The 15,286-nt window shown below is 65.6% G+C and carries 12 protein-coding genes; 3 read left to right on the top strand and 9 right to left on the bottom strand.

Annotated elements, in window-relative coordinates; translation table 11 throughout:
* Positions 1-103: 103 nt before the first annotated feature.
* Genes ndk through ileS form a run of 4 tightly spaced genes read right to left on the bottom strand, consistent with a single transcriptional unit; the run spans position 104 to position 5,718 of the window.
* Positions 104-520 carry a nucleoside-diphosphate kinase gene (gene ndk / locus IEW19_RS15860; RefSeq protein WP_188572570.1) on the bottom strand — a complete coding sequence of 139 codons (417 nt, stop codon included), beginning with the start codon at positions 518-520 and terminating at the stop codon, positions 104-106.
* A gap of 51 nt (positions 521-571) precedes the next feature.
* Complete coding sequence (locus IEW19_RS15855; RefSeq protein WP_188572569.1) at positions 572-1,036, bottom strand: DUF4233 domain-containing protein; 465 nt, start codon at positions 1,034-1,036, stop codon at positions 572-574.
* Positions 1,037-1,038: 2 nt separating this feature from the next.
* Positions 1,039-2,397: a bifunctional folylpolyglutamate synthase/dihydrofolate synthase gene (locus IEW19_RS15850; RefSeq protein WP_188572568.1), complete on the bottom strand. Its 1,359-nt coding sequence runs from the start codon at positions 2,395-2,397 to the stop codon at positions 1,039-1,041.
* Positions 2,398-2,400: 3 nt separating this feature from the next.
* Positions 2,401-5,718: an isoleucine--tRNA ligase gene (gene ileS, locus IEW19_RS15845; protein ID WP_188572567.1), complete on the bottom strand. Its 3,318-nt coding sequence runs from the start codon at positions 5,716-5,718 to the stop codon at positions 2,401-2,403.
* Positions 5,719-6,138: 420 nt separating this feature from the next.
* Between ileS and IEW19_RS15840 the strand changes: the two genes are divergently transcribed.
* Complete coding sequence (locus IEW19_RS15840; protein ID WP_188572566.1) at positions 6,139-7,215, top strand: endonuclease/exonuclease/phosphatase family protein; 1,077 nt, start codon at positions 6,139-6,141, stop codon at positions 7,213-7,215.
* A 74-nt stretch (positions 7,216-7,289) separates the two neighbouring features.
* Positions 7,290-8,297: an endonuclease/exonuclease/phosphatase family protein gene (locus IEW19_RS15835; RefSeq protein WP_188572565.1), complete on the top strand. Its 1,008-nt coding sequence runs from the start codon at positions 7,290-7,292 to the stop codon at positions 8,295-8,297.
* A 15-nt stretch (positions 8,298-8,312) separates the two neighbouring features.
* Here IEW19_RS15835 and IEW19_RS15830 read toward each other — a convergent pair whose 3' ends face one another.
* Both IEW19_RS15830 and IEW19_RS15825 read right to left on the bottom strand, forming a co-directional pair.
* A complete protein-coding gene (locus IEW19_RS15830) occupies positions 8,313-9,071 on the bottom strand; it encodes an SDR family oxidoreductase (protein WP_188572564.1) in 759 nt (252 codons plus the stop codon).
* Positions 9,072-9,089: 18 nt separating this feature from the next.
* Entirely contained in the window at positions 9,090-9,470 is a 381-nt protein-coding gene (locus tag IEW19_RS15825; protein WP_229748507.1) for a DUF488 domain-containing protein, read from the bottom strand.
* 72 nt (positions 9,471-9,542) lie between these two features.
* On the opposite strand from IEW19_RS15825, the gene valS reads away from it, so the two are divergent.
* The gene (gene valS / locus IEW19_RS15820) at positions 9,543-12,164 is read left to right on the top strand and encodes a valine--tRNA ligase (protein WP_188572562.1); all 2,622 of its coding nucleotides are present in this window, start codon (positions 9,543-9,545) and stop codon (positions 12,162-12,164) included.
* 358 nt (positions 12,165-12,522) lie between these two features.
* On the opposite strand, the gene IEW19_RS15815 is transcribed toward valS, so the two are convergent.
* The 3 genes from IEW19_RS15815 to IEW19_RS15805 form a co-directional block, all read right to left on the bottom strand.
* A complete protein-coding gene (locus IEW19_RS15815; RefSeq protein WP_188572561.1) occupies positions 12,523-13,137 on the bottom strand; it encodes a mycothiol-dependent nitroreductase Rv2466c family protein in 615 nt (204 codons plus the stop codon).
* A 13-nt stretch (positions 13,138-13,150) separates the two neighbouring features.
* Positions 13,151-14,431, bottom strand: a complete 1,281-nt coding sequence (gene clpX, locus IEW19_RS15810) for an ATP-dependent Clp protease ATP-binding subunit ClpX (RefSeq protein ID WP_188572560.1) — start codon at positions 14,429-14,431, stop codon at positions 13,151-13,153.
* Between the two features lie 176 nt (positions 14,432-14,607).
* Positions 14,608-15,267, bottom strand: coding sequence for an ATP-dependent Clp protease proteolytic subunit (locus IEW19_RS15805; protein WP_138606612.1), 660 nt, complete (start codon positions 15,265-15,267; stop codon positions 14,608-14,610).
* Between the last annotated feature and the right edge of the window lie 19 nt (positions 15,268-15,286).

The raw sequence follows: 15,286 nt of genomic DNA, 5'->3' as shown, positions 1-15,286 counted from the left end.
GCCCGTCCCCAAATCCCCTCCGCACTCCCCGCGAGATGACAGATAAGGCCAATGTTCTTCGTGAACATTGGCCTTATCTGTCATCTCGCGGGGGAAACCGTGGTTACTGGAACCAGATCTTGATCTCGCGCTCCGCGGAATCAGTGGAGTCCGAGCCGTGCACCAGGTTCTGCTGCACCTTGAGCCCCCAGTCCCGGCCGAAGTCGCCGCGGATGGTGCCCGGGGCCGCCGTCGTGGGGTCCGTGGTGCCGGCCAGCGAGCGGAAGCCTTCGATGACCCTGTGGCCCTCGAAGATGGCCGCCACCACGGGTCCGCTGAGCATGAACTCCACCAGCGGCTCGTAGAACGGCTTGCCCACGTGCTCCTCGTAGTGCTGCTCCAGCAGTTCGCGGGTGGCCTCAATCTTCTTCAGCTCCACAAGGCTGTAGCCCTTGGCTTCGATCCGGGCCAGGATGGCGCCGGAAAGGTTACGGGCGACGCCGTCGGGCTTGATCAGGACGAGGGTGCGCTCAGTAGTCACAACTGCTCCAATGCATTGGTGGGGTTTCGGGATAAGTCTACGGGGACTGGCTTACGGGGATTGGGGCTGGGCGGGACCGGCGGCCTGGTCCGGGTGGGCGGCCTCCCATTCCGCCTGTTCGCGTGCGCGCTGCGCGGCTTCGCGGTCCAGCCGGATGCCTGTGCGGATGCCGTACCACCAGGCCACCGCAAAGAGCCCGCCCACCATGAACATGGCGGGCTCGAAAATGCCGGTGAGGATCAGGACGAGCTGCAGGATCCACCCCAGGCCGATGCCCCAGGGTTTGTTGAGGACTGCACAGGCAAAGACCATGACCACGCTGAGGCCAAAGCCCACGCCAAGGATCAGCGGCGGCGGGAACTCTCCACGGCGCAGGCCGAACACCACCAGGGTGGCGAAGAACATGACGAACGCTTCGAGCAGGAGCACTGTGGAGGCGAAAAGCACCTTGGTGGAGCGGCGCTTCTTCGGCGTCCCGGGACGCCATTCGCGCTGGGCTTTAGTCAATCGCGCCATGGTTATGCCTCCGTTTTTCCGAGCAGGATCCGTGCTTCGGCCACCAGCGTGATGGAGCCGGTGACCAGCACGCCGCCGGAGAGGTCGTCATTGGCTTCGGCGCGTTCAACGGCCCATTCCAGCGCGTCGTCCAGTTTCTCGGCGATGTGGACGTTGTCCTCGCCAAATCCCAGGTCAATCGCCAGCTCGGCCAGTTCGGCTGCCGGGACGGCGCGCGGCGAGTTGGACTGGGTGAAGCAGTATTCCTCCGCCACCGCCCCCAGGGATTCCTTGAGCTCGCGCAGGATCTCTTCAGCGTCCTTTTCCTTGAGTACGCCCACCACGGGAACCAGCCGGGTAAAGGTGAACGCTTCCTGCAGCGCGGCGGCGGAGGCCTTGATGCCGTCAGGGTTGTGGGCGGCGTCAACGATGATGGTTGGCGCTGTCCGCACCACCTCCAGGCGGCCGGGCGACGTGACGGCCGCGAAGCCCTCCTGCAGGACTTCGAAGTCGAGTTCCTTTTCCCCGCCAAAGAACGCCTCCAGGGCGGCCACCGCAACGGCGGCGTTCTGCGCCTGGTGGGCCCCGTGCAGGGGCACCATCAGGTCGGGGTAGCGGCCGGCGATGCCCTGGATGGTGACCATCTGCCCGCCGACGGCCACCGTCCGTGACTCGACGCCGAACTCCACCCCCTCGAAGCGGAACGGCACGCCCACTTCCTTGGCCTTCTCCAGCAGCACCTGCGCCGCGTCGAGGGGCTGGGCTGCGCTGACCAGGAAGCCGCCGGGCTTGATGATGCCTGCCTTTTCGTAGGCAATTTCCTCGGTGGTGTCGCCCAGCAGGTCCGTGTGGTCCAAGGAGATCGGCGTCACCACCGAGACCTGGCCGTCACCCACGTTGGTGGCGTCGGTGATCCCGCCCAGGCCCACTTCGATGACGGCCACGTTGACGGGCTGGTCGGCGAAGATGGCGAAGCCCAGGATCGTGAGGCACTCGAAGTAGGTCAGCCGCGGCTGGCCCTCAGCTTCCAGTTCGGAGTCAACAATCTGCAGGTACGGCCGGATTTCGTCCCAGATCCGGACAAACGTCTCGTCGGAAACAGGGTGCCCGTCAATGCTGATCCGCTCCGTGACTTTGGACAGGTGCGGGCTGGTGTAGCGCCCCGTGCTCAGGCCGTGGGCGCGGAGCACGGATTCGATCATCCGGGAGGTGGAGGTCTTGCCGTTGGTTCCGGTCACGTGGATGATCGGGAACGCCTTGTTGGGCTCGCCGAGCACGTCCATGGCCCGGAACAGCGGAGCGAGCCGGGGCTCCATCTTGTTTTCCGGCGCCCGCCCCAGCAATTCTGCATAGACGCTTTCCACGGAGAATTCGTCGGTCATGTCCTAGGCCTCCACTTTTTCAACCGCGACGGCGGGTTCGACTACATCTGCCGGCTCTGCGGCCAGGTCAACCGTCAGCGTCTCGCCCTTCACCAGTTCAGCGTTGGCCAGCAGCGCGTCAACCACGTTCTGCGCGGCCGTGACGGTGGTCCGGATCCGGTCGCTCACGTTCAGTCCGGCGTCCTTCCGGGCCTGCTGGATGGCGCGGACCATGTCGCGTGCCAGGCCTTCGGCCTCCAGCTCCGGGGTGACCTCGGTGTTCAGGACCACGAACCCGCCGCCGGGCAGCACCGCAACAGCTGCCGAGCCGCCGTCGGACTCCGCCACCACCGTTTCCAAGGTGTACTCCTGGGGCTCCAGCTGGAGCCCCCCGGCGGTGACCACACCGTCGTCGTCCACCGACCAGTCGCCGGACTTGGACCCCTTGATGGCAACCTGGACGTTCTTGCCCAGGCGCGGGCCCGCGGCGCGGGCGTTGACCACCAGTTTCTGCTGGATGCCGAACTCTTCCGGCGATGCGGTGGCGGCATCCAGCAGGCGGACGGAACGGAGGTTGAGTTCATCGGCGACGACGGCGGCAAAACCTTCCAGCGCGTCCGCCCCGGGTGCCACCACGGTGAGTTCCTGCAGCGGCAGGCGGACCCGCAGGTTCGCTGCTTTGCGGAGCGAGGAACCGGTGGAGCAGATCTGCTGGACCCGGTCCATGGCCTCCACCAGGGACGGATCCGCGGGGAAGAGGTCGGCGTCGGGCCAGTCGGCAAGGTGCACGGACCGGCCGCCGGTCAGGCCGCGCCAGATCTCCTCCGAAACCAGCGGCAGCAGCGACGCCGCGGCACGGGTGACGGTCTCAAGCGCGGTGAACAGCGCGTCGAAGGCGTCATGGTCCTCGCCGAAGAACCGCTGGCGGCTGCGGCGGACGTACCAGTTGGTGATCATGTCCAGGTAGCTGCGGAGCGAGTCGCAGGCCCCGGAGATGTCATAGGTGTCCAGCTGCGCGGTCATGCTGCGGACCAGGTCGCCGGTGTTGGCCAGCAGGTACTGGTCCAGCGTGTCGTTGTAGCCCTCGTAGCGCAGTTTCGCCTCGTAGCCGGTGCCGCCGTTCGCCGCGTTCGTGTACAGGGTGAAGAAGCTGTACACGTTCCAGAGCGGCAGGATGACCTGGCGGACGCCGTCGCGGATGCCCTGTTCGGTGACGATCAGGTTGCCGCCGCGGAGGATGGGGCTGGACATGAGGAACCAGCGCATCGCGTCGGAACCGTCACGGTCCAGGACCTCGGACACGTCCGGGTAGTTGCGAAGGCTCTTGGACATCTTCTGGCCGTCGGAGCCCAGCACGATGCCGTGGCTGATGACGTTCCTGAAGGCGGGCCGGTCGAACAGCGCCGTCGACAGGATGTGCAGCATGTAGAACCAGCCGCGGGTCTGGCCGATGTACTCCACGATGAAGTCAGCCGGGTTGTGGGTGTTGAACCACGCCTCGTTCTGGAACGGGTAGTGCACCTGGCCGTAGGGCATCGACCCGGAGTCGAACCAGACGTCCAGGACGTCCTCGACGCGGCGCATCACGGACTGGCCCTCCTCGGGCGTGCGGGGGTCGTCCGGGTTGGGCCGGGTGAGCTCGTCGATGAACGGGCGGTGCAGGTCCACCTGTCCGTCTTTGTTCAGCGGCAGCCGGCCAAAGTCGGCTTCGATTTCCGCCAGGGAGCCGTAGACGTCGGTGCGGGGGTACTCGGGGTCACTGGACTGCCAAACGGGGATGGGGCTGCCCCAGTAGCGGTTGCGGCTGATGGACCAGTCGCGGGCGTTTTCCAGCCACTTGCCGAACTGGCCGTCCTTGACGTTGCCGGGGATCCAGTTGATCTCCTGGTTCAGTTCGGACATCCGGTCCTTGAACTTGGTGACCTCGACGTACCAGGAGGACACTGCGCGGTAGATCAGGGGGTTGCGGCAGCGCCAGCAGTGCGGGTAGCTGTGCTCGTAGCTGGCCTGCCGAACCAGCCTTCCCTGCGCACGGAGCACCTGGGTGATGGGCTTGTTGGCCTCGAAGACCTGCAGGCCCGCGATGTCGTGGAGGGCGCCGTGCTTGAACAAGGGCAGGAACTTTGCGCCCTCGTCAACGGAGAGCACCACCGGGATGCCTGCCTCTTCGCAAACCTTCTGGTCGTCTTCGCCGTAGGCGGGAGCCTGGTGGACGATGCCGGTTCCGTCCGTGGTGGTCACGTAGTCGGCAACGACGAAACGCCAGGCGTTCTCCATGCCGTACTTCTCGTTGTCGGCGAAGTCGTCCCAGAGCCGCTGGTACTCCAGCCCCTCCAGTTCGGCCCCGGTGTGGGTGGACACGACGGCCGCTTCCGCATCCTCGAAGCTGTCGTAGCCGAGGTCCTTGGCGTAGCTGCCCAGCAGGTCCGCCGCGAGCAGGAAGCTGCCCGTGACCGGTGCGTCCGCGGAAGCCGCCTTGATGCCGTTGGGTCCAGCGGGCAGCACGGCGTAGGTGATGGAAGGCCCGACGGCGAGCGCAGCGTTCGTGGGCAGCGTCCAGGGGGTGGTGGTCCAGGCAAGCGCCTGCACGCCTGCAAGCTCCCTGGACAGCTCCGACTCCCCTGCGAGGATGGGGAACGTGACGGTGACGGTCTGGTCCTGGCGGTTTTTGTAGACGTCGTCGTCCATGCGCAGCTCATGGTTGGACAGCGGCGTCTCGTCCTTCCAGCAGTACGGGAGGACCCGGTAGCCGTTGTACGTCAGGCCCTTGTCGTGCAGCTGTTTGAACGCCCAGAGGACCGACTCCATGTACTCGACGTTGAGCGTCTTGTAGTCGTTGTCGAAGTCCACCCAGCGGGCCTGGCGGGTGACGTAGCTGCGCCATTCGTCGGCGTACTTCATCACGGAGGCGCGGCAGGCGTCATTGAACTTGTCGATGCCCATGGCTTCGATCTGGGTCTTGTCCGTCATCCCCAGCTGCTTCATGGCCTCAAGCTCGGCGGGCAGGCCGTGGGTGTCCCAGCCGAAACGGCGTTCCACGCGCTTGCCGCGCTGGGTCTGGTAGCGGCCCACGAGGTCCTTGGCGTAGCCGGTGAGGAGGTGGCCGTAGTGCGGCAGGCCGTTGGCGAAGGGCGGGCCGTCATAGAACACGAATTCGTTGCTGCCCGGCTCGCCGCCGGGAGCGTCGGCGCTGCGCTGGTCGATGCTGGCCTGGAAGGTGCCGTCCTGGTCCCAGTACTTCAGGATCCGCTCTTCGATCTCCGGAAACTTCACGGAGGCGGATACACCGGCGCTGGCGTTGGGAGAGGTACTGGAGGCTGAGGCCTTGGGGTAAAACGTCATTTTCGACATCCTGGGTTGAGCGCGGTGAAACCCCCGGCGCGGGCCGGACATTCCGTTCAGGATGCGAGGACGGCTGCCGTGCCGTCCCGAAGACTGCACGCCCACCGCGGTACCACCTCACTTACCGGCGCCGCGGGTTCCGTTGGAACGCCCGCTGCCCCGGCCTCTCATTACTGCTATGACGGGCTTACCCGTCCGGTTCTACTGACGCGGCCCGCCTTGCGATGCACAGCCGCGCGTTCTTCCGGAAGCTCACCGGTGATTGCCGGGTCAAAGCCACTGACAAGTCTACTATTGCCGCGGCGTCCATTGCCATTCGCGGCCGGGGCACCGACGGCGGTACTCCACCCTGTATGGCGGTAGACCGGATTAGGGAGTATCCCCGTACCACCCACGACTCCTGGGTCCAATAATGGGCAGATGCACGGGACCCCCGCTTCCGCAGCCCACGGGCGGGTCTGGCGGCTGCGCCGCGCCGGCTCGTGGGCATTCTGGTCCGTTGCTGCACTGCTTTGGCTACCTGGTGCGGCACTTACCGCCGTGCGCCTGTGGGCAGGAGGCTTTGGCACCCCCTGGGTTCAGCTGCTGTCCTTCTTTCCCGCCAGCCTGGTACCCAGCGTGGCAGCGCTGGCGGCGGCAGTGGCCGCCGTCTGCCTGGAACCACGCCCTGCCCGGACCGGCCTCGCGGCCCTCGCAACCGGAGTCCTGCTGGGCCAGCTGGTATTGGTGGCCCCGCGCCTCATCCCGGTATCCGGAACAGCGCGTCCACTCCCCGCAGCACCGGGTGCCGCTGCTGTAGCCGGCACCCATACTGTGGAAAGGCAGGTAACCGTCATGGCACTCAATGTCGGCGCCTCGGGCGTCGACGCCGCCATCCTGCTGGCAAAAACCAAACAGTGGGATGTGGACATCCTGGCCCTTCCTGAGCTGGCACCTGCAGGCCTGGAGGGCCTGGAAGCAGCACGCATAAACGCGGACTTCCCTTACCGGAGCGTCGACGTGGACGGGGCAGGCACGGGTAATGCGATCTTCTCCCGTTACCCCTTACAACCAATGCCACGTGTTCCCGGCACGTCCTTCTATCAGACCAGGGCCATTGCCGTCCTCCCCGGCACAGGTGGAGGTATCCAGCTGACTTCTGCCCACATAGATTCTCCCCGTCCCGGGCGTACGCCTGTCTGGCGCTCCGAAATAAACCAGCTGGCAGGCCTGCAGCATGGGCTTCCCGCCGGGCACGCCGTCCTGCTGGGCGACTTCAATGCCGGCGAGGACCACGCTGAGTTCCGGAACCTCCTCGCGACGGGGCTTTCGGACGCGGCGCAGTCCGTCGGGAAGGGGCTTGAGCCCACGTGGCCGACCAACGCCCCCGTGCCTCCGTTCACCGCAATCGACCACATCCTCGTCAGCCCGGGGATCAGCGTACTCGCCTTCAACACCGTTGGTTTTCCGCAAACGGACCATGCGGCCGTCGTAGCCACCCTGGCCGTCCCCTCCTGATCATCCGCTCCTACCGCCTACGCCAGTCTGGCCCAGGTACTGACGAGGATTGCCCGATTGCCTAGACTCGCCTCATGACAGCTTCCGGTCACCCCGCTTGGCGGAGGCGTGCGGCCGCGGCCTGCAGGTGGTTGTTTATTCCGCTTGCCATCCCGGTCGCAGCGGTGTCAGTCATTCGCGCTGTTCCTGCCAATTGGCCCCTGCTGGGGGTCCAGCTCGTGGCGTTCACACCGTGGGTCGCAGCACCGGCGGCCGCAGCCTTGCTTGTGGCATTCCTGGGCCGGAGGCGGTGGCAGCAGATGGCGGCCGTTTCCTTGCTGGCCTGCCAGGCGTTCTGGCTTTTCCCGGTGGATGTCCGGGAACCTGCTGCCGAGGTTGCCGGCCCGCGGGTGTCCCTGGTTGCCATGAGCATCAACGCGGAGTTGGGCGGCGCGGACGCCGCCGGCATCGTGGCCCTGGTCCGTGAAGAACGGGTGGACCTGCTGGCCGTTGAGGAGTACACGCCCGAACTGGCCCGGAAGCTTACGGCGGCAGGGCTGGACGGACTGTTTCCGCACCGGGTTGCGCACGCCAGGGATGGCGCCGGCGGCACAGCGATCTACTCCTCGTACAACCTGGCGGAGACCGGGGTACTCCCTAACACCCAGTTCACCATGCCTGTGGCCAGGCTCGACCTCGGAGATGGCAGTGGCAGCAGCCTTCGGGTAGTGGCGGTCCATGCCCTGGCACCGGTGGGCGATGGCCTCGATCAATGGCGTAAGGACCTGGCTACCGTGGCCAGGGCCGACAACGGCTCCGGTCCCCTGCTGCTGGCCGGGGACTTCAACGCGACCTACGACCACCGGGAATTCCGGGCGCTGCTGGCCGGAACAGGGGGCAGCCGGACGATGGTGGACGTGGCCGCCTCCCTGGGCAGCAGGCTGGTGCCCACCTGGCCGATGCGGGGCTACCGCCTGCCGGGGATTGCGCTGGACCACTTGGTGACCAGCCCGGACATCACGGGTTCCGGGTATTCGGTCCACCGCGTTGAGCGGACCGACCACGCAGCGGTGGTCGCCACCCTGACCATCCAGGTTCCCTAGCTTTTCCGGGTCGGCTCAGCCCTTCCGGATCAGCTTGTGGGTAGCGGCCTGCGCCACCGGCCGAATAACGATCTGGTCCAGGTTGACGTGGTGCGGGACACTGACGGCGTAGCGGACCACGTCGGCCACGTCCTCAGCGGTCAACGGCTTCTCGACGCCCTGGTATACCTTGCCGGCGGCCTGGGCGTCCCCCAGGCGGTTGAGCGCGAACTCTTCGGTCTGCACCAGTCCCGGCGCCACTTCAATGACGCGGACGTTGTGTTCGGCCTCCTCAAGGCGGAGCGCGTTGGTCAGGGCGTGCTGGCCGAACTTGGCGGCGTTGTAGCCACCGCCGCCCTCGTAGGCGTCAAGGCCCGCGGTGGAGGTCAGGTTCAGCACCGTTCCCTGGCCGGTGGCACGCAGCATCGGCAGGAACGCGCGCGTGAGCTTCATGGTACCCAGGACGTTGACGCGGTACATCCACTCCCAGTCAGCTGTGCTGGCATCACCCACCTTGTCGGCGCCGCGGGCACCACCGGCGATGTTGACCAGCGTGTCGATGCCGCCCGCCTCGGTGACCTTCGCGAGGAGCCGGGACACGTCGTCGTCCTCTGCAATGTCGGCAGGGATCGCGACGGCGCCCGTCTCGCCTTCCAAGGCGGCCAGGCGTTCGGCGCGGCGTGCCACGGCGAAGACCGTCCATCCGTCGGCGCGCAGGGCGCGGACCGCTGCCTCCCCGATTCCGCTGCTCGCGCCGGTCACCAGTGCTGCTTTGTTCTGCAAGTCCTCAGTCATGGCACCACCCTAACGGGCTCAGCCGGCAGGACGTCCGCGGAGGTAATCAAGCAGGACACGCGCGTTATTGGCTTCTGTGTTGCGGGCCGCGTACAGGAGGGTGATCCGCGGGCGTGCGCCGGCCAGTTCCAGCAGCGTCTCCACGGCCGGGTTGGAGTCCAGTTCGAGCCGGTAGCGTTCGCTGAATTCCGCAAACCGCTCGGGACGGTGGTTGAACTCCTTGCGCAGCTCAGCGGAGGGGGCTACGTCCCTGAGCCAGAGGTCGATCCCCGCTTGTTCCTTGGGCATCCCCCGCGGCCAAAGCCGGTCCACCAGCACCCGGCAGCCGTCGTCGTCCGCTGGTGGATCGTAGATGCGCTTCACGCCAAAGGTTCCCTGCAACTGCCCCATAGGCCGCATGCTACCCCTGTTGGCGCCTGACGGGCCTGGACGGGTTGGGTGGGATGGAAGCCGGCATGAAAGAATTGCCCAATGGCTGAAGACACGCAGGGTACAGACACGCCCACCACCGCCCCCATCAACGTTCCGGACAAGCCGGCCCTCGAGGGCCTCGAAACTGCGCTCACCCAGCGCTGGCTGGCCGAAGGAACCTACAAGTTCAACCCCGACACCACCCGGGAGCAGGTCTACTCGATCGACACTCCCCCGCCCACCGCGTCGGGATCCCTGCATGTGGGGCACATGTTCTCCTTCACCCAGACTGACGTCCAGGCGCGCTACATGCGCATGACCGGAAAAAACGTCTTCTACCCCATGGGCTGGGATGACAACGGGTTGCCCACGGAACGCCGCGTCCAGAACTACTACGGCGTCCGCTGCGACCCGGCCATCCCGTACAACGCCGGCTACCGGCCGCCCGCGCAGCCAGCCAAGAACCAGCGCGATTTCGACGTCGTCTCGCGGCAGAACTTCATTGAGCTCTGCGAGGAACTGGCTGTCGAGGACGAGAAGGTCTTCGAGAACCTGTTCCAGACCCTGGGCCTGTCAGTTGACTGGGACCTGACCTACCGCACCATCGACGACACCTCCCGCGCGGTCTCGCAACGCGCCTTCCTGGCCAACCTGGCCGCCGGGGACGCCTACATGGCCGAGGCGCCCACGCTGTGGGACGTCACGTTCCGCACGGCCGTTGCGCAGGCTGAGCTCGAGGACCGCGAAGTTCCGGGCGCCTACTACCGCTACCCCTTCTTCACGGAAGACGGCGACAGGATCTTCATCGAGACCACCCGCCCCGAGCTGCTGGCCGCCTGCGCAGCGCTGGTGGCCAACCCCGACGACGAGCGGTACCAGCCGCTGTTCGGCAAGACCGTCAAGTCCCCGCTGTTCGACGTCGAGCTTGAGGTCAAGGCCCACCCGCTGGCTAAGGCGGACAAGGGCTCGGGCATCGCCATGGTGTGTACTTTCGGTGACCTGACGGACGTCACGTGGTGGCGCGAACTGCAGCTTCCCACGCGTGCCATCATGGGCCGCGACGGCCGCATCATTGCCGAAACCCCGGAGTGGATCACCAGTGAGGCCGGCAAGGAGGCGTACGCCGCGATCGCCGGCAAGACCGCCTTCTCGGCCAAGGAAGCCGTGGTGGAACTGCTTAAGGAAGCCGGGCTGCTCGATGGCGAACCCAAGAAGATCACCCACCCGGTGAACTTCTTCGAAAAGGGCGACAAGCCCCTCGAGGTGGTGACGTCCCGCCAGTGGTACATCCGCAACGGCGGCCGCGACGAGGACCGCCGCGAACGCCTCATCGGACGCGGCAGGGAGATCGACTTCCACCCGTCCTTCATGCGCTCCCGCTACGAGAACTGGATCTCCGGCCTTAACGGTGACTGGCTGGTCTCGCGCCAGCGGTTCTTCGGTGTGCCCATCCCCGTCTGGTACCCGCTCGATGCCCAGGGCAACCCGGATTACGACAACCCCGTCCTGCCCTCCGACGCGATGCTTCCCGTGGACCCCGCGGCGGACGCCGCCCCTGGCTTCGACGAGGCGCAGCGCGACCAGCCCAACGGCTTCACGGGCGACGCCGACGTCCTGGACACGTGGGCCACATCCTCCCTCACCCCGCAGATCGTGGGTGGCTGGAGCCGGGACGAGGACCTGTTCGGCAAGGTGTACCCGTTTGACCTCCGCCCCCAGGGCCACGACATCATCCGCACCTGGCTGTTCTCCTCGGTGGTCCGCGCCGATGCCCTCCAGGATTGCGCTCCGTGGAAGCACGCGGCCATCTCCGGCTGGATCCTGGATCCGGACCGGAAGAAGATGTCCAAGTCCAAGGGCAACGTGGTGGTCCCCACGGACGTCCTGAATGAGTATGGCGCGGACGCCGTCCGCTACTGGGCTGCCTCGGCGCGGCTCGGCGCGGACACCGCCTATGAGATCGCGCAGATGAAGATCGGCCGCCGCCTCGCCATCAAGCTGCTGAATGCCTCCAAGTTCGTGCTGAACCTTGGCGCCACCGAGGACTCCGTCCTCACAGGTGACCTCAGCGTCCTGACAAACCCCTTGGACCGTGCGCTGCTGGCCCAGCTGGCCGACGTCGTGGTGCAGTCCACCAAGGCGTTCGACAACTATGACTACGCCCGCGCGCTGCAGCTCACGGAGTCATTCTTCTGGCAGTTCACGGACAACTATGTGGAACTGATCAAGGACCGCGCCTACGGGGCGGCCGGTGAAGCTGAGCAGGCCTCCGTGCTGGCTGCGCTGGCCACCACCCTGGACACCCTGCTTCGGCTTTTCGCCCCGTTCCTGCCCTTCGCCACGGAGGAAGTCTGGAGCTGGTGGCGCAACGGGTCCGTGCACCGCGCCGAATGGCCGGCCGCGCTGGAGATCCCCGGCGGGGACACCACCATGCTGGCGACCGTCGGCGTGGCCCTCAGCGGCGTCCGGAAGGCCAAGTCCGAGGCGAAGGTCAAGCAACGCACCGAGGTGCTGTCAGCAACGATCACCGCCCCGGAGGCCCTCTCGGCCCAACTGCAGGCAGGACTGGCCGATTTGAAGGCGGCATCCAACGCCCGCGATATCACTTTGGTGGTGGGAGAGGGCGAGCTCGCTGTCACTGACGTTGCCCTCGCGCAGAGCGACGAACCCGCCAAGGCCTAAAAGCCGGCCCGTTTCGGGGCGGCCCTGATTCAGGGCAAAGGGGAAGCCCCATCAGCGTGTTGCCGTTGGTGGGGCTTCGACTTTTTCGGCCATCCGGTGACGTGCGCTGATGGTCTGGCAGAATCCGCTGATATTCAGGTCTTACTACCCCGTCACTGGTAGCTTGCACTCAACTTTGCCAATGGCTGCGTCGACTTGCATATCACTGAATCTTTGGTTCCTGCGTCCCCTTCTTTCGAAGTGGTAAGAACCATTGTTCTCCCGCACCCGTTCACGTGCAAGGGCCCCGGGGAAACTACATATCGGTAGTTTCCCCGGGGCCCTTTGCAGGGTCATTCCGGTGCCGGCGGCCCGGCGCTTAGTCGAATTCCGGGCTCTCCGTGCGGCTGCGCTTCAACTCGAAGAAGTGCGGGTAGGCGGCGATCGCCGTGGTGGCGTCCCAGATCCTGCCAGCCTCCTCGCCGCGCGGAATGCGGGTCAGGACAGGCCCGAAGAATGCGGTCCCATTGAAGGCGACCACTGGCGTTCCGACGTCCTGGCCCACGAGCGAGATGCCTTCCTCGTGGCTGGCCCGGAGCTGCTGGTCGTAGGCGTCGGTGGTGGCGGCCTGGGCCAGGGAGGCGGGGAGGCCGCACTCGGCGAGGGCCTTGCTGATGACCTCAGCCCGGTCTTTTTCACCCTGGTGATGGATCAGCGTGCCCATGGCGTCGTAAAGCGGCTTGATGAACTGGGGGCCGTGCTCTTCCCGGGCCGCGATGATCACGCGGACCATGCCCCAGGCGTTGTCCATGGACTCGCGGTAGCCGGGCTCCAGGTCACGGCCTTCATTCAGGACGGCAAGGCTCATGATGTGCCACTCCGTATCGATGTCCCGGACGGCCTCCACCTCGCCGATCCAACGGGACGTGACCCATGCAAACGGGCACAGGGGGTCGAACCAGAAATCGGCTTTGTTCTTTGCAGCTGCAGTCACAGGGTCCTCTCGGTCAGGCAGATTTACGGCGTTTAGCCACGTGCGGAATCATGGTTGGTTCGGCGCCGCGCAGGACCACGTCCTCGGTGATAACCACGCTGGCAACATCCTCACGGCTTGGAAGATCGAACATCACCGGGAGCAGCACCTCTTCCAGGATGGCGCGGAGGCCACGGGCACCGGTGCCGCGTTCCAGGGCCTGGTCGGCGATGGCGTCCAGGGCGGCGTCATCAAACACCAACTCCACGCCGTCGATCTGGAACATCTTCTGGTACTGCTTCACCAACGCGTTCTTGGGGGTGGAGAGGATCTGGATCAGCGCCTCGCGGTCCAGGTTGGACACAGTGGTGATCACCGGGAGCCTGCCGATGAACTCGGGGATCAGGCCAAACTTCAGCAGGTCTTCCGGCATGACCTCGCCGTAGGAGTCCACCTTCTTGCTGGCTTCGTTGAGCGGGGCGCCGAAGCCGATGCCCTTGCGGCCCGAGCGGGAGCCGATGATTTCCTCCAGGCCTGCGAAGGCGCCGGCCACGATGAACAGGACATTCGTGGTGTCGATCTGGATGAATTCCTGGTGCGGGTGCTTCCGGCCACCCTGAGGCGGGACCGAGGCGACTGTTCCTTCCAGGATCTTCAACAGGGCCTGCTGCACTCCCTCGCCGGATACGTCACGGGTGATGGAGGGGTTCTCGCTCTTGCGGGAGATCTTGTCGATCTCGTCGATGTAGATGATGCCCTGTTCGGCCTTCTTGACGTCGTAGTCCGCGGCCTGGATGAGCTTGAGGAGGATGTTCTCCACGTCCTCGCCCACATACCCGGCCTCTGTCAGGGCCGTGGCGTCCGCGACTGCGAACGGAACGTTCAGGCGCCTGGCCAGCGTCTGGGCGAGGTAGGTCTTGCCGCAACCGGTGGGGCCGATGAGGAGGATGTTCGACTTGGCGATTTCAACGTCGTCGTGATGTCCCCCGTCCCCAAGGTTCCCGGACTTGGGCGCGTGACCCGCCTGGATGCGTTTGTAGTGGTTGTAAACCGCGACGGCGAGCGAACGCTTCGCGGGTTCCTGGCCAATGACATATTCCTGCAGGAAGTCGAAGATCTCACGCGGCTTGGGCAGTTCGAAGCTGCCGAGGTCCGCCACTTCCGCGAGCTCCTCTTCGATGATTTCGTTGCACAACTCGATGCATTCATCGCAGATGTAGACACCGGGCCCGGCAATGAGCTTGCGCACCTGCTTCTGGCTCTTTCCACAGAAAGAGCACTTCAGCAGATCCGTGCTCTCGCCAATCCGAGCCATATGTGAACCCCTTAGTATCCTGCTGCCAGGCAGCCCTGCACCATTGCTGAAATCTTTCCCGGGCCAGCATGGACCGGTTCGTGACACCATCCACTCTAGGTCACATTCGTCCCCAAGGGTGGAAAGAAAAGGCCGGTGCGGCCAAATGAACTGGGCCGCACCGGCTTTCCGTACTGCTACCTCGTGATCGCCTGGGGCTTGATCTTGCGTGAATCAAGCACCTGGTCGATGAGGCCGTATGCCTGGGCCTCGTCGGCGGTGAGGATCTTGTCGCGCTCGATGTCGTTGTTGACCTGCTCGGACGTCCGGCCGGAGTGCTGGGCCAGGGTGTCCTCCAGCCAGGAGCGCATGCGCATGACCTCTGCAGCCTGGATCTCCAGGTCTGAGGCCTGTCCGCCCTGGCCGCCGGACAGTGCAGGCTGGTGGATCAGGACGCGTGCGTTCGGCAGTGCCAGCCGCTTGCCGGGGGTACCGGCCGCCAGCAGGACGGCAGCCGCGCTGGCGGCCTGGCCCAAACAGACTGTCTGGATCTCGGGGCGGATGTACTGCATGGTGTCGTAGATCGCCGTCATGGCCGTGAATGAGCCGCCGGGCGAGTTGATGTAAAGGGTGATGTCGCGGTCCGGATCCGTGGACTCAAGGACCAGCAGCTGGGCCATGATGTCGTCAGCGGAAGCGTCGTCCACCTGAACGCCGAGGAAGATGATGCGGTCCTCGAAGAGCTTGGTGTACGGATCCTGGCGCTTGAAGCCGTAGGGGGTGCGTTCCTCGAACTGCGGCAGGACGTAGCGGCTGGACGGAAGATTGCCGGCTGACCACCCGAAGTTGTAGTTCATTGTGTTTGCTCCTGATCGA

The organism is Arthrobacter liuii (genome assembly GCF_014639275.1).
Taxonomy (GTDB): domain Bacteria; phylum Actinomycetota; class Actinomycetes; order Actinomycetales; family Micrococcaceae; genus Arthrobacter; species Arthrobacter liuii.
This window is presented reverse-complemented; position numbering and strand designations above follow the sequence as displayed.

Bases quoted from the DNA above. Each gene is read 5' to 3' on its own strand.
- IEW19_RS15855 (WP_188572569.1), bottom strand. From the start codon at position 1,036: ATGGCGCGATTGACTAAAGCCCAGCGCGAATGGCGTCCCGGGACGCCG.
- IEW19_RS15850 (WP_188572568.1), bottom strand. From the start codon at position 2,397: ATGACCGACGAATTCTCCGTGGAAAGCGTCTATGCAGAATTGCTGGGG.
- ileS (WP_188572567.1), bottom strand. From the start codon at position 5,718: ATGACGTTTTACCCCAAGGCCTCAGCCTCCAGTACCTCTCCCAACGCC.
- IEW19_RS15840 (WP_188572566.1), top strand. From the start codon at position 6,139: ATGCACGGGACCCCCGCTTCCGCAGCCCACGGGCGGGTCTGGCGGCTG.
- IEW19_RS15835 (WP_188572565.1), top strand. From the start codon at position 7,290: ATGACAGCTTCCGGTCACCCCGCTTGGCGGAGGCGTGCGGCCGCGGCC.
- IEW19_RS15830 (WP_188572564.1), bottom strand. From the start codon at position 9,071: ATGACTGAGGACTTGCAGAACAAAGCAGCACTGGTGACCGGCGCGAGC.
- IEW19_RS15825 (WP_229748507.1), bottom strand. From the start codon at position 9,470: ATGCGGCCTATGGGGCAGTTGCAGGGAACCTTTGGCGTGAAGCGCATC.
- valS (WP_188572562.1), top strand. From the start codon at position 9,543: ATGGCTGAAGACACGCAGGGTACAGACACGCCCACCACCGCCCCCATC.
- clpX (WP_188572560.1), bottom strand. From the start codon at position 14,431: ATGGCTCGGATTGGCGAGAGCACGGATCTGCTGAAGTGCTCTTTCTGT.
- IEW19_RS15805 (WP_138606612.1), bottom strand. From the start codon at position 15,267: ATGAACTACAACTTCGGGTGGTCAGCCGGCAATCTTCCGTCCAGCCGC.